Below are 12,354 nucleotides of genomic sequence, written 5' to 3'. Positions count from 1 at the left end.
TGTCACCTCCGATCTGCGAGAATCTTTTTTATCCGTTTTGCGGCATTGTAATACTGCAATCCACTTCATTGCCCCATACATCCCAGCCGGGGGTCTGCTGCCTGGCAAAAAGCTCCACCCTGGGCTGATCTCCCATGAGCTTTATGATCTTGTCCCGCACTTCATCGGGTTTCTTGCTGTGCTGCTCGATATGGGAGATCACAAACTGGTGGATTCCCGCACACTGGCGTTTCGGGTGCCCGCGTGTTGCCAGCAGACATACCTCCGCGTTGGAGCGGGTCCAGAAGCCCATCCCATAAAACCAGCTATCGGCTTTCCGGTTCTGCTTCAGCCACAGAAACGCCAGGGTCTTATAGTGGAAGCCCCATGCCTCAATCACCCGGAACGCCTCATTAAGCTGCGGGAAGGTGGCCCATAGAAAAAGCGCACTGTCTTTGGCCGCAAGGTCTGCAACCGGCAGTGCGCATATTTCATCCATGCTCATGGTGGGGTAATGGTTTTCTGCCACGCCTTTGCCGCGCTTCATGTCATAGCGCCAGGGCGGGTCCGCGTACACAATGCCATATTTCTTAGCCTCCGCCATCAGCGGGCCTGCTCACTCTTGGCAGGCGCGGGCTTTGCCGGCTGCGTCTTGACCTTTCCGGCATTTTCTTTCAGGGCGCCGGTCAGGGAAGGCTTTTCTGCGTCCCTGGTCGCTTCAAGGGTGGCCTGCAAATTTTCAATCGCCTGGCCGTACCCTTCGATCAGGGCGTCGTTGAGCTGCCTGCGAAAGTCCGCCGTCACCGGCCAGCACACATCCCTCCATTTTCCCTGCTTATCCTGGGTGGAAGGCATGTTGACATACAGGCCGTTCTCGCCGGAGCAGATACGGAAGCCGTCGATCTTGAAACAGTCGCCAATCGTCACGTTGGCAAAGGCCAAGAGGTTCCCCATCGGGGCAATCGGGCGCACGGTTACATCCAGCTTCAAGCTTTCGGACGCCTGAGTGTCCGGCTGCATGGGTTCGGTATTGGTTTTACTCATAATGAAAGTTCCTCCTTGTTAAAATGTAGTTGTTACCCGCTAATGCGAGTTGAATATACTTTTAGATAACGAGCCTGTCTTAAAGAGGGCGAAGGCCAGCAGTACGGTATATCCCGCCGTGCCCCAGATCGCACCGTGAATATCGCCGGACGAGGGGATCGACTGGACCAGCACCGCGTAGATCGCGACGCATACCAGAATTAAGAACCCCTGGAATCCCAGAGCGAACAGGGAACGAAGGTAATTCGTCCCCATCTGTCCCCATTCACGGTTTGCCATTGTGGAAAACGGTATGGGTGCCAGGCTGACCGTGAGATATATTTCAATCATGCGGCCATAGACAATGACAAAGATCACAATAGACAGTACCCACATACACAGGTTGATGATGTTGGTTTCCAGCCATAAGCCGATCAGCTCCCACATCCCCATTGCTTCAAGCTGCGTTTCCAGGTCAGCCAGCGCCGCCGTGACATCCAGGTTCCCGTTTATCACGCCGGCGCTCCGCGATACCACATTTTGGGCGACATCAAACACCGCCATGACAATCGTAAAACAGTTGGTAAGCAGGTAGGTGGCTACAAAGGTCTTGAAGATCCACTTGAAGATGTTGAACGTATCAAAATCGTGCATGTTGTTCTTTTCCAAAATCATCTGAATCAGCTCATATACCAGCACAAAGGTCAGGATCATGCCCGCAATGGGAATGACGACGGTTTCAGAAAGATTCTGGATCATACTGAACACGCCGCCATTCCAGCCCTGCGGGGTCTGTCCGACCTGCCCGGCCACATCCGCGACCTGGCTGTTTACCGATTCAAAAATACTGGTGTACTGCCCGGTGATCGCTTCGATCAGGCCCTCTTTGATCCAGTCTGTTATCCAATCAAACAGACTGCCCATCGGCTATTAACTGAACAGGCCGGACAGGAGCGGAATCAGCGTGGCACCCACCAGGGCGATACCGCCGCCCGCCATAAGCTGTTTTATCCCCAATTAGGTGTAAAACTCTGCTCGATGGCGGGCGGCGGCGTACAAAAAATCTATATGGTATTTTTAAGAGAACCGTCCCGGCGGGACAGGTCAGGCAGTGACCTGTTCCACCTCCGGGATGGGTTTGAGATTAAAATGAATTTCGATAGAAATGTGTCTTGTTTTATCTTCGTCAATGCGCTCATGCACGACGATTTCTTTGATTAAGCGGTTAAGGGTGGCTGCGTCCAGCTCTGTGATGTTGGCGTATTCCTGAATGGCTTCCACCCATTGTTTTGCATCATTGGCAAGCTGGACTTCATCGGACAGCCGCTTTCTGCCCTCGGACACTTTTGTTTTAAGCTCCGTCTGCTCGGTCTGTGTCTTTTCCAGCATGGTGTTGAAATTCTGTTCACTGATACGCCCTGCAATCATATCCTCATAAAGCCGCATTACCATTTTGTCCAGAATCTCAATCCGTTCCTCGTCCCTTGTAAGGGAGCGTTCCATTGCTTCCCGCTGTTCCCGCTGCTCGGCTTCACAGGTATTGGTCAGGCGGTCGGCAACCGCTTCCCCGTCCATCAGGGCAGCTCTGGCACATTCCCGGATTTTCCGCAGCACATGGCTGTAAAGGGTGTCATAGTCAATCCGATGCTGGGTGCAGTGGTTCTTTCCAAAGGCATTGTAGGTCTTGCAGGAATAAATCTGCTGAGGATGTTTTGCGTTTGTGTAGCGTACCGTCAGCGACTTCCCACACTCGCCGCATTTTATCAGTCCGGCAAACAGGCTGATTTCATTGGTCTGCCCCGGACGCTGGCGGGATTTCAGCTTATTCTGCACAATGTCAAAGCTCATGCGGTCAATCAGCGGTTCATGCTGCCCCTCCACCACAATCCAGTCCTCCGGCTTCTTTTCCCCAATCGTGCCGATTTTGAAACGGTAGTCCTTTTTCTGGGAAGCAATCGCCCCGGTGTAGACGGGATTCATCAAAAGGTCTTTGATAACGGAGAAGTCCCACATATACCGTCCTTTTTCTGGGTCTTTCTTTTCCCATTTGGTGCGGGTATTGCGAAGCCCCCGTTCCCGGTTCCACCATGTGGGGCAGGGGATTTTTTCTTCCTCCAGCCGTCTGCGGATATAGTTCGGACCATGACCGTTCAGGGCATATCCGAAAATCAGTCGCACAATCGGGGCGGTTTCCTCGTCAATGAGCAGATGGTTTTTGTCCTCCGGGTCTTTCCGATACCCAAACGGGGCAAGACACCCGGTAAACTGTCCTTTCTGCGCTTTCAGAAGATAAGAGGAATGGACTTTCTTGGAAATATCCTTGCTGTACATCTCGTTCAGGATATTCTTGAACGGGGCAATATCGTTGTTATCCCGCAGGGTGTCGATACCGTCATTCATGGCGATATAGCGGACACCGTTTCTTGGGAAAAAGTCCTCAATCAAATGCCCGGTTTGCAGATAGTTCCGCCCCAGTCGGCTGAGGTCTTTCGTGATGACAAGGTTGATTTGCCTGCGCTCAATGGCTCTCAACATTCTCTGTAAATCAGGACGCTCCATATTAAGACCTGTGAAGCCATCGTCCTGATAGACTGCCACAACCTCCCATCCCTGCTTTTCGCAGTATTTTTCCAGCATATCCCGCTGGTTGGCGATACTGGCACTTTCGCCTTGCAGGTCATCGTCCTTTGACAGCCTGCAATAGACCGCCGCACGATAGCCCCCGGCAAGTGCCGAACCGATTGTTCTGTATTCCATTTCGTTCATCATAGCCATTTACCCACACAATCCAGACGGTATCTGGCTCTTTTGAACCTCATCTTCATTATAGCCTATATCTTTCTTTTTGGCAAGATATTCTTTTGTATTTGTTTTACCGTATTTCTGGGAAATCAGACTGACGAACACATCGGTTGCGTCCAGTTCCCCGTCAAATACAGTGGTCACATGAATCTCTGTTTTGTTTTTTGCCATAGGCAGTTATCCTCCATACATGAAAATAGCCAGACAGAGGGTGTCGGCAACGAAGTCCGGCAACGGGCTTCAAAAGACCTTGCAAACAATCTCAATCTGGCGATGGTTACTATTTATACTTTTCTTTTATTTTTCTGTTGTTTTGGTTGTTATAAGGGAGAAAAGCCCGGAAATAAGGGGTTTTCCCCGGCAACCGGCTCGGCAACGGGATAGCAACAGGGGGTGCAACGGGCGGTCATTTTCAGAATGGAAGCTCCATCTGTTCTGTGACCTCCACAAAACCATCCATCGTTTTTTCAGACGGGTTGCCGGAGTCCGTTGCCGGGTTTTCACGCTCCCAGCCCTTTTGTCTGCCATATTCTGAAAACATTCTTGGGTTCGGGAAGTACCGCCAGCCGGAAATGCACTGGTTCATAATCTCGTTGATTTCCCGGATTTCCCATTGCTTCGGCTCGTCAAAGGCATGGTTTAAGGCTTCCTTGTAGAGCTGCTTGGAACAGACCATGCTCCCGGTGTACTTATCAAGATACGCCTGTATCATCCCGGCTTTGGTGTCCTCCGGCATAAAATCCCGCTGGTGTTCTTTGAGATACCGCTGCATGGCGGGGCTGAAAGCCAGCTTGAACCTGCCGCTTCGGTAAATCTCCATCGCTTCTGCCCACATTTGTTCGATATAGGCTCTGGAAGCGGCTTCGTCCTCCAAAATGTGAACCTCAGCTTGCTCCGGGTACACCATGACCGGGATAAAGCGGCGGTTGCCGGAACGGTCAAGGGGCAGGAAGTCAAGGGCATTGGAAGTGCCGCCAAACACGCACTGACGGGGGCGGTCTGCCGGGTGGGTTTCATAGGGTATCTTGTAGACCTCTTTCTGCCGGCTTAAAAACGACTTGATTTCCTCAATGCTCTTGGCGTTGGCGGTTGCCATCATTTCCGACATTTCGATAATCCAGTGACCTTGCAGCTTGCGGTACACATTTTCATCGTCCAGCTTCCGCAAATCATCGGAGAACCACTCGTCCCGGACTGCCAGCAGACGGAAGAAAGTGGACTTGCCAGCCCCCTGACCGCCTACCAGACAGAGCATGATTTCAAACTTGCACCCCGGCTGAAAGGCTCGTGAGATTGCACCCAGCAGGAACAGCTTCAACGCTTCATAGGTGTAATCGTCTGCGTCAGCCCCCAGAAAGTGCCGCAGACAGAAACGGATTCGTTCTGTCCCGTCCCACACAAGGGCACTTAGGTAGTCCCGGATGGGATGGTACTTGTTTTCATTCGCCACAATCCCGATGGCATTATCAATCTTTTTCTCATTGGTAAGCCCATAGGTTTCTTCCAGATAGAGAAGCAGATACTTCATATCCGTATCGTTCAGGGCTGTGCTTTCTCTGTGGAAGCCGATGGGCTTTATGATGTCCTTGCGGTCGGTCAGGATGTTGTATGCGATAGCCCCGGAAAGCAGCGGGTCACGCTGGAATACGGTCAGGCAGTTCCGTATGCTCTGACGGACACCGCCTTTCTCGGTAGTTTCCAGTCCCGCTTTGATTTCCTCAATGCTCTGGGGTGGCTGCATGGCGTTCATGGTGTTTTTTAATTCTTGCTGCGTCTGCGGCTGCAAGCTCTGCCATTCGCTGTTCAAGCTGTATCACATCCTTTCCGTAGTCCGCAATCAAAGCCGCTTTTTCCTCTGTCTCCCCGAACAGCAATATATCCAGCAGATATTCCACTTGGGCTTGCTTCTGTAAGGCTTCCACGAACCGGGGATGAAAGGCTTCCTCCGGGGAGTGCGGGGCGTAGTCCTTTCTCCATGCCATAAGCAAGTGGAGATAATCGGCAAGAATACGGAAGCAGCGGTTCTTTGCTTCCTGAAACTGTTCCTCCGGGGATTTCTGCCGGGGCTTTGGCTTTTTTTCCTTTCCCGGCGGTTTCCAGTCCTCATAGGAAAGCCCGAAGTCCTGTGCCAGCTGTACGGCGGCTTCTTTCTTTCTCAGCCCATACAGGGCGGCGGCAAAATCAATCACATCCCCATCCGCACCGCAGCCGAAGCAGTGGTAACGCCGATCCAGCTTCATGCTTGGGGTTTTATCGTTATGGAACGGGCAGCAAGCCATCCCGTTCCGACCTACATGGATTCCATAATGCTCCGCAGCCTGTCTTGTTGTGACGGACTGCTTCACAGCTTCAAATACATTCAAATCTATCCCTCCTTGAAAAAAGAAAAGCACCTGACATTCTCTGATTGAAAATGGCAAGTGCCTGTTAAAGTTCCATATCCTGTTGTTTGTGTTTCGTCTGTTCCTGGGCAGTTCTTTGTGCTTTTTTCTCGTCTGCCTTATCCTGCAAGACTTCCTTGATGGGCTGCTTCTTGGACGGCTCTTTGCTTTCTTCTGTGCCGGGTGTGGCTTTCCGTACCCAGTAGCGGATGTCCCGCAGCTTCTTCAAATCCTCCTGTACCTCGGTCAGCGGTACTTTCAGTTCTGCGATTTCGCTGAGAAGCGTTTCCTGCTCCTCTTGCAGCTCCTTTTGGGTACTGTCCTTATCGTCCGGGTGCTTGGCAAGGTAGTCAGCGGCTTTCTCATACCGGGCAACCTCCGGGTGTTCCTGTTTGAATTTCTCCTTTGTTTTCTTAAAAAATATCTTCTGGTACTTCTCATAGACAGCCTTACATTCTTTGCAGTCTGTCCGGCTGGCAAGAATCCCGTCAATCACTTTGCTCCGGGCTTCCTTTGGCTTCATCTGATTGCGGTAATCGGCGGCTGATTTCCCGGAAGATTCCAGAAATGCTTCTAAGTCCTCCACAGTGGAAAGCCCCTTTTGCCGGAGATAGGACAGGGCTTCGCTGACTGCCTTTAAGTCCTGTGAAGTCCCCCGGTTCTGTCCAGCCCTCGTCCAGTCCTTCCGTTCTTCCTTTCGTATCTCCATGTACTTCATCAGCAGATTGGGAAGAAGTGTCGCTTCCTCCGCCGCTTTTTGTGCAAGCAGCTCTTTCCGTTTTTCTCCCAGCTCGGTAATCCAGCCTTTGAGGTTTTGGATAAGCTGCCGGATGGACTTCATCAGACTGTTGGCGGCTCTGATTTCCCGGTTCAGATTTCCGATATTCGTCTGGATACCACGCTTTTCCATCTGCCGGACAGCAACCCCCTCATGGACAGTAGGGATAATATCAAGCCCCTGTCTGGCATAGGAACGCAAGTCCACACGCTCCGGGCGGTCATTGGCTTCCAGATAGCGGTTCTGGATGACCTCCCATTCATGCCGCCAGATTTCACAATACTTCTGGTCGTTCCAGTCAACCGTATCCTCCTTGTGGCTTTTCCACCTGCCGGACGGAAGTTTTATCCGTTCTCCGCTTTCATCAAGGTCATAAACCTTGCGGCTCTTGGGAAGCCATTTTCCATGTTCGTCCATTGCTCTCATAGTCAGCAGGACATGGGCATGGGGATTGTGTCCCGGCGGATGGGGGTCATGGATTGCAAAATCAGCAATCATGCCTTTGGAAACAAACTGCTGCTGGCAAAACTCCCGGACAAGGACAGCGTACTGGTCGGGCGGTATCTCTCTGGGGATGGTAAGCACCCACCTCCTTGCAAGCTGGGAGTTCCATTGCTTCTCCACCGCTTCGGCGGCGTTCCATAAGGTATTACGGTCTGCATACTCCGGCGGGGCATTTGCTGGGAGCAGAATCTCATTGTGGACGATACCACGCTTTTCCGGGTAGTGCTTCACTTGCTGGTCGTATTCACAGAACAGCTTTTCGCCACTCTGGTAAGCAGCGGCGGCAACCGCAGACTGCCGCTGGCTGCGCTGAACAATCGTGATTTCGTTGTGTGGACAGGGCATTTCGTGTCCCTCCTTTCGGTAATTGGTGGATGGGGTGGCGTTTTACCATCTCATTTTGGGCAGAAAAAAAGCAGGAGACCTTTTTCAGATTTCCTGCTCGGTGTGCCGCTATGTGGGCGGCGGGTATTTAATTGTAAAAGTTCGGGGCAAGTTGACCCGATGTGAAGCTGACAAACTGGAAGTTGTCAAAGAGAATTGTTCCAGTATTCCACAGTATTGCCATTCACATCATAGAATGTAATGGTTCCCGCACTTATAGGCAAAACAATCGCAAAAGGTTTATTGCTGTCAATGTCAAGCACTTGAATTGTGTTGCCGTCATCTATTTCAAGCTGTGTTACCTGTTGCTGATTCATAGAAATAAATGCTCGCTCATTATATCCTTCTACGGTGTACTCGGCAATTCCTCTTTGAACCCCCGAAAGGTTTCCACCCCCACGGAAAAAGTATCCAAAGGAAAGACCAGGACGGTTGACATAGACGGAAAAAGAATGGTCACTCAAATCCTGAGGGTAAGAAATATATGCAGCCATCGTGCTGGAAACGCTTCCATCGACCGTCCAATCATCCTTAATCTTCTGCGACGAACGAATATCTGCCTCCAGCTTAGATGAAGTCACGCCGATCTCATTGTTCGTATAAAGAAAACAAACAAATAAAATACAAGCAAGAACAACCCCTATCACAATTTTAAGAAATATTTTTTTCACGCTATCAAAACTCCTTGTCAACTACCGATTTGTTGTCATCTTCATTATACTTCATTGGCTATCGAAAAGATAGCATATTTTATGAAACTTGTCGGCTGGGAACAGCTTGCAACGCAAGGTGTCCCCAGATGGCAAGTCCACAAAAGGGTAGCTGGCGGCAGCCAGCGCAGGGGAAGCGTAGCGTCCCCTGTATGATTTGGAGCAGACCATGACTGCGGAAAATCACAGCCCTCCGGCGAGGAGCCTTCGGAGAACGCAATGCACCAACCTCTGGGTGGTGTATAATTGCGCCCTTAGTAAACTAAGGGGTTTCCAGCTTCTCCCGTTCCAACAGTTTTTTCAATAGTTCCTGCGTGTCCTGCCTGTGAAAAATGAGTTTCAACAACAGCATGACATCATCATCTGTCAGGCGTTCCGGCTCTTGCAGAAAACTTTCCAGCATACCGCCACGAGTACAGAGCCGGTGCGTCCGTTCCTTTCGGGTAAGCTGCTTTAACTGGTGCTGCAATGCCTTTTCATCATTGATGGCTTTCCGCAGTTTCTTTTCGCTTTTCTCCAGCTCCCGGTTTATCTTTTCCAGCTTTGAGGTATCAGGCAAGGGCAGCGTCCTCCTTTCCCGGTATCAGCACATAAATCCTGTTTGGTTCTCCAACGCCCTGACGCACCCGCATGATAAGTCCGGCGGTTTCCAGTTCATTCAGAGAACGCTTGACCGTCATGGGACTGCGGGACAGGACTGCGGCAATGGCTGTGACAGGGAAGCAGACAAACAGGATTCCGTTCTCGTCCTCCTGACCTTTGGAGAGCATAGCGTCCAGCATCCGGCAGTACATGACCTTTGCGGTGCTGCTGACTGGAAATCCTGTCAACGCTCTGGGAAAGGGCATACAGGGCGGCAATGGTGTGTCTATCGTCATAAATTCAAAATTCATTCGGTGTGTTCCTCCTTTTTCTTTGCTCGTTTGGATAAATAACGGGGGCAGTCAATCACAACCGCCCGGAAGCTCTGCCTGCACCCATGCTGGCATTTCCGGCATAATTCGTTGTAAGTGACACGCCCCCGGTCATTGAGGTAAAAGGAAAGCTCATGCTTCCTCTTTTTACTCATTCTCGGCATATTGTGTTTCCTCCCGTTTTAGTGTATGGTTTCGGGGCGATTTTCGGCAAAATTACAGCCATAGAGCCGATTAAAATCTCCCGAAGTATCAGCGATAGGGTAGACTATCCCCCTATCAGATTGTCGTGTTTCGGTATCATTTCGGTGTCAGTTCGCCAGTTCTCCCCGGTGTCGTTCCTCCCCTGAATCTCACAGCGGCGTATCGCTCCCTTTGGTACGCTCGTTTCGGTCAGGGTTCCTCCACATCCCTGCCAAAAGTCATGGCACTACATCGCCGGGGAAGCATATCCCACACAGGCTGGTCATTCGATTGGAATAATCCATCGATGAACTACCTGTATCATAGAACATTTTTGTGCCCTGTGCCGTATGTCCACAAAGTAGGAATTAGGGGTAAAAATCAGAAATTTCCACGATTGCGGAAAGTGTGATATAATCCAGATAAGCGGCAGCAATGAAACCATTGGAAAGGAGCGTGCGCCCATGAAAGGAGCAACAAGCATACAGGAACGCCTTTGGGAACTCCGCAAGGACAAAGGCTTAAATCTGGAAGAACTATCAAAGCTGACAGGCATTTCCAAATCAGCTCTTGGAAGTTATGAAAAAGAGGATTTTAAGGAAATCAATCATGGCAACCTTATCACGCTGGCAGACTTCTATGGGGTCTCTGTTGATTATCTACTGTGCCGGACAGAGAACAGGGAGCAGATCAACACACCATTGACGGAGCTGCATTTGAATGATGAGATGGTGGCACTGCTGAAAAGCGGTCGGATTAACAACCGTCTGCTCTGTGAGCTTGCTACACATAAAGATTTCATCAAGTTTCTTGCAGACATTGAGATTTATGTGGACGGGATTGCTACCATGCAGATTCAAAACCTCAATGCACTTGTCGATACCGTCCGGCATGAAATCATTGAACGGTATCGCCCAGGCGAAGATGACCCGCATTTGAAAGTGCTGCAAGCCGCCCATATCAGTGATGATGAGTATTTCAGTCACATGGTTCTGGATGACCTCAACCTGATTATCCGGGATATTCGGGAAGCCCACAAAAAGGACAGTGAGAGTGCGCCCCAGACCACCGTTGCTAATGAACTGAAAGAAAATCTGGAAGCGGTCGAAAATTTCAAGGGCAGCCGGGATGAAAAGCTGGTTGTTCTTTACTGCAAGCAGCTTGGTATCAACTATAAAAATCTGTCAGACGAAGAATTTCGCTGGCTGATTCGGATTCTCAAAAAATCAAAGAAAATGGGAACGCCTATCAGCCAGAGGAAAAAACGATAAAGAAAAACCGCTGTTGCATGGTTTGTTAGCTTCCATGTAGCAGCGGTTTGTGCTGTGGTTATTCAGTTAAATTTTCAGAATGACACTGGAAGTTGTTTATCCAAAATGAAATGGAATAACCATATCAAGTAAAAATGCAAGAACTATACTAATTGTTCCCATTAGCACAGAACTTTTCAATGTGTCCCTCCTCAAAACAGTAAGTCCGATAATAAAGACTATCAATTCTAAAACAGAGCGTGCTTCGAAATATCCCCATCCATATACGAAAGTCATATTAAACAATACTGCCAAAATCAGCGCTGATAGTATAAATGCCAGTTTGCTTTTCCCCTTTGCATACCAACAGACAAAAGCCAATAATGGAGAAACAGCTGTAAATCCAAACCAAATCATCGCATAACTTCTTGGGAAAAATCCTGCAATATAGTTTGAATACAAATAGTAGCTTGCAACCATACCAACAAAGAATACAAAAACATTGATGCTTGCTCTTATTGCAGAATTGCTATAAATAGAAATACACAGTGCAATCAATATCCAGATTGCAAAACGCCCAAGAAAATTACCAATATCTAAGACTCCATTTATTGCCATAAGCACACCTGGAAGTTCAGTTTGACGAAAATCCAGATATTTTGAGAAAGTTCCCAAAGCTATTCCGAGAAACAATATCGCTATGGTATTTATAAGTTTTCTATTATTGGATATTGGATTTTCTGCATTCCTTATATCATTCAAAAACTTCTTCATAGGCATCTCCCAAATTCTAATTTGTCATAATCATTCTATCATACCGTTATGAATAAATCATCTCATGCAAAACAATTTCTTCTGCTCGGTTGTGAATGTTATTGCAACGCTGCACCCATTCCATTTGACGGGTACGCTTCAATTCCTCGGTCACGCCCTCGGCAACTTTCATCTGCTCCATGATGGTGTCTAACCGTTCCTGTGCCTGTTCGTTCAGGTCTGCAAGATATGTCCACAATTCTCCGGTCAGTATCAATGTATTCAATCTGGCTGGGTGGGCTTCCCTTAAATATTCCCGGTGCATCCGTCCGTACTTTCCGATAGGGCAGTGTTCCTCCGGCAGCTTCAAGTCTGGGATGTAGTAATCTCCAACAAGGATATAATCAATTCCGTTTTCTGTTATTCTTGGTTTTAATTCGCTCATGTTCCTTACCTCCTGTGGAAGCAGGCTCGTCTGGTACTAACTCAATCACATCGGTAATCTCACAATTCAGCGTTTCGCAGATACGGGCTAATGTGTCCATGCTGATGTGCTTTCCCTCTTTGCTCATGTTGGCAATCATATTCGTTGTCATACCGGCGGCAAGCCTTAAATCTTCTTTCCTCATATCACGCTCTAACAGTGTGTGCCAGAGTGGTTTATAGCTGATGTGCATATTGTTTTCCTGCCTT

General features: G+C 49.3%; 17 protein-coding genes and 1 pseudogene. 2 read left to right on the top strand and 16 right to left on the bottom strand.

The window, feature by feature from the left end:
* Positions 1-28 precede the first annotated feature (28 nt).
* The 6 genes and pseudogenes from WMO41_RS02520 to WMO41_RS02495 all read right to left on the bottom strand — a co-directional run bounded on the left by WMO41_RS02520 (position 29) and on the right by WMO41_RS02495 (position 3,975).
* Positions 29-583, bottom strand: coding sequence for an MT-A70 family methyltransferase (locus tag WMO41_RS02520; RefSeq protein WP_009249967.1), 555 nt, complete (start codon positions 581-583; stop codon positions 29-31).
* The gene (locus tag WMO41_RS02515; RefSeq protein ID WP_009249966.1) at positions 583-1,023 is read right to left on the bottom strand and encodes a SpoVG family protein; all 441 of its coding nucleotides are present in this window, start codon (positions 1,021-1,023) and stop codon (positions 583-585) included. Before WMO41_RS02515 ends, WMO41_RS02520 begins: the two co-directional genes overlap by 1 nt.
* Before the next feature lie 39 nt (positions 1,024-1,062).
* Positions 1,063-1,926 carry a VirB6/TrbL-like conjugal transfer protein, CD1112 family gene (locus tag WMO41_RS02510; RefSeq protein WP_009249965.1) on the bottom strand — a complete coding sequence of 288 codons (864 nt, stop codon included), beginning with the start codon at positions 1,924-1,926 and terminating at the stop codon, positions 1,063-1,065.
* 6 nt (positions 1,927-1,932) lie between these two features.
* Positions 1,933-2,016: pseudogene (locus tag WMO41_RS02505) on the bottom strand (Maff2 family mobile element protein); the annotation flags it as partial.
* A 90-nt stretch (positions 2,017-2,106) separates the two neighbouring features.
* Positions 2,107-3,777, bottom strand: a complete 1,671-nt coding sequence (locus WMO41_RS02500) for a recombinase family protein (protein WP_099357301.1) — start codon at positions 3,775-3,777, stop codon at positions 2,107-2,109.
* Complete coding sequence (locus tag WMO41_RS02495; RefSeq protein WP_002569220.1) at positions 3,778-3,975, bottom strand: hypothetical protein; 198 nt, start codon at positions 3,973-3,975, stop codon at positions 3,778-3,780.
* Here WMO41_RS02495 and WMO41_RS02490 point away from each other — a divergent pair.
* A complete protein-coding gene (locus WMO41_RS02490; RefSeq protein ID WP_021682886.1) occupies positions 3,949-4,188 on the top strand; it encodes a hypothetical protein in 240 nt (79 codons plus the stop codon). The genes WMO41_RS02495 and WMO41_RS02490 overlap by 27 nt on opposite strands.
* Before the next feature lie 28 nt (positions 4,189-4,216).
* Here WMO41_RS02490 and WMO41_RS02485 read toward each other — a convergent pair whose 3' ends face one another.
* From WMO41_RS02485 to WMO41_RS02455, 7 genes are all read right to left on the bottom strand, one after another.
* A complete protein-coding gene (locus WMO41_RS02485) occupies positions 4,217-5,554 on the bottom strand; it encodes a virulence-associated E family protein (RefSeq protein WP_349228457.1) in 1,338 nt (445 codons plus the stop codon).
* The gene (locus WMO41_RS02480; protein ID WP_117530288.1) at positions 5,523-6,167 is read right to left on the bottom strand and encodes a CHC2 zinc finger domain-containing protein; all 645 of its coding nucleotides are present in this window, start codon (positions 6,165-6,167) and stop codon (positions 5,523-5,525) included. The genes WMO41_RS02485 and WMO41_RS02480 overlap by 32 nt, the downstream gene beginning before the upstream one ends.
* A gap of 64 nt (positions 6,168-6,231) precedes the next feature.
* Positions 6,232-7,812, bottom strand: coding sequence for a MobQ family relaxase (mobQ, locus tag WMO41_RS02475; protein WP_349228456.1), 1,581 nt, complete (start codon positions 7,810-7,812; stop codon positions 6,232-6,234).
* Between the two features lie 185 nt (positions 7,813-7,997).
* Entirely contained in the window at positions 7,998-8,522 is a 525-nt protein-coding gene (locus tag WMO41_RS02470) for a hypothetical protein (protein WP_002569224.1), read from the bottom strand.
* 301 nt (positions 8,523-8,823) lie between these two features.
* Positions 8,824-9,120, bottom strand: coding sequence for a DUF3847 domain-containing protein (locus WMO41_RS02465; protein WP_117517545.1), 297 nt, complete (start codon positions 9,118-9,120; stop codon positions 8,824-8,826).
* The gene (locus WMO41_RS02460; RefSeq protein ID WP_003020305.1) at positions 9,113-9,454 is read right to left on the bottom strand and encodes a replication initiator protein A; all 342 of its coding nucleotides are present in this window, start codon (positions 9,452-9,454) and stop codon (positions 9,113-9,115) included. The genes WMO41_RS02465 and WMO41_RS02460 overlap by 8 nt, the downstream gene beginning before the upstream one ends.
* Positions 9,451-9,639 carry a hypothetical protein gene (locus WMO41_RS02455; RefSeq protein WP_005930722.1) on the bottom strand — a complete coding sequence of 63 codons (189 nt, stop codon included), beginning with the start codon at positions 9,637-9,639 and terminating at the stop codon, positions 9,451-9,453. Before WMO41_RS02455 ends, WMO41_RS02460 begins: the two co-directional genes overlap by 4 nt.
* A gap of 483 nt (positions 9,640-10,122) precedes the next feature.
* On the opposite strand from WMO41_RS02455, the gene WMO41_RS02450 reads away from it, so the two are divergent.
* Positions 10,123-10,929, top strand: a complete 807-nt coding sequence (locus WMO41_RS02450; protein WP_270853993.1) for a helix-turn-helix domain-containing protein — start codon at positions 10,123-10,125, stop codon at positions 10,927-10,929.
* Between the two features lie 96 nt (positions 10,930-11,025).
* Here WMO41_RS02450 and WMO41_RS02445 read toward each other — a convergent pair whose 3' ends face one another.
* The 3 genes from WMO41_RS02445 to WMO41_RS02435 are packed head-to-tail and all read right to left on the bottom strand — an operon-like array spanning position 11,026 to position 12,338.
* A complete protein-coding gene (locus tag WMO41_RS02445; RefSeq protein ID WP_118021013.1) occupies positions 11,026-11,682 on the bottom strand; it encodes a hypothetical protein in 657 nt (218 codons plus the stop codon).
* Between the two features lie 46 nt (positions 11,683-11,728).
* Positions 11,729-12,106 (bottom strand): TnpV protein, encoded by a 378-nt coding sequence (locus tag WMO41_RS02440; protein ID WP_349228455.1) that lies wholly within the window; start codon positions 12,104-12,106, stop codon positions 11,729-11,731.
* Positions 12,066-12,338: a helix-turn-helix domain-containing protein gene (locus WMO41_RS02435; protein WP_073382926.1), complete on the bottom strand. Its 273-nt coding sequence runs from the start codon at positions 12,336-12,338 to the stop codon at positions 12,066-12,068. Before WMO41_RS02435 ends, WMO41_RS02440 begins: the two co-directional genes overlap by 41 nt.
* Between the last annotated feature and the right edge of the window lie 16 nt (positions 12,339-12,354).

Origin of the sequence: Ventrimonas faecis (assembly GCF_040096075.1) — a bacterium.
In the GTDB taxonomy this organism is placed as follows: Bacteria; Bacillota; Clostridia; order Lachnospirales; family Lachnospiraceae; genus Brotaphodocola; species Brotaphodocola faecis.
This window is presented reverse-complemented; position numbering and strand designations above follow the sequence as displayed.

Excerpts from the sequence above, each read along its gene's own strand:
- WMO41_RS02455 (WP_005930722.1), bottom strand. The coding sequence starts at position 9,639 with ATGCCGAGAATGAGTAAAAAGAGGAAGCATGAGCTTTCCTTTTACCTC.
- WMO41_RS02440 (WP_349228455.1), bottom strand. The coding sequence starts at position 12,106 with ATGAGCGAATTAAAACCAAGAATAACAGAAAACGGAATTGATTATATC.
- WMO41_RS02460 (WP_003020305.1), bottom strand. The coding sequence starts at position 9,454 with ATGAATTTTGAATTTATGACGATAGACACACCATTGCCGCCCTGTATG.
- WMO41_RS02490 (WP_021682886.1), top strand. The coding sequence starts at position 3,949 with ATGAATCTCTGTTTTGTTTTTTGCCATAGGCAGTTATCCTCCATACAT.
- WMO41_RS02450 (WP_270853993.1), top strand. The coding sequence starts at position 10,123 with ATGAAAGGAGCAACAAGCATACAGGAACGCCTTTGGGAACTCCGCAAG.
- WMO41_RS02520 (WP_009249967.1), bottom strand. The coding sequence starts at position 583 with ATGGCGGAGGCTAAGAAATATGGCATTGTGTACGCGGACCCGCCCTGG.
- WMO41_RS02485 (WP_349228457.1), bottom strand. The coding sequence starts at position 5,554 with ATGAACGCCATGCAGCCACCCCAGAGCATTGAGGAAATCAAAGCGGGA.
- WMO41_RS02515 (WP_009249966.1), bottom strand. The coding sequence starts at position 1,023 with ATGAGTAAAACCAATACCGAACCCATGCAGCCGGACACTCAGGCGTCC.
- WMO41_RS02495 (WP_002569220.1), bottom strand. The coding sequence starts at position 3,975 with ATGGCAAAAAACAAAACAGAGATTCATGTGACCACTGTATTTGACGGG.
- WMO41_RS02435 (WP_073382926.1), bottom strand. The coding sequence starts at position 12,338 with ATGCACATCAGCTATAAACCACTCTGGCACACACTGTTAGAGCGTGAT.
- WMO41_RS02500 (WP_099357301.1), bottom strand. The coding sequence starts at position 3,777 with ATGGCTATGATGAACGAAATGGAATACAGAACAATCGGTTCGGCACTT.
- mobQ (WP_349228456.1), bottom strand. The coding sequence starts at position 7,812 with ATGCCCTGTCCACACAACGAAATCACGATTGTTCAGCGCAGCCAGCGG.
- WMO41_RS02445 (WP_118021013.1), bottom strand. The coding sequence starts at position 11,682 with ATGAAGAAGTTTTTGAATGATATAAGGAATGCAGAAAATCCAATATCC.
- WMO41_RS02510 (WP_009249965.1), bottom strand. The coding sequence starts at position 1,926 with ATGGGCAGTCTGTTTGATTGGATAACAGACTGGATCAAAGAGGGCCTG.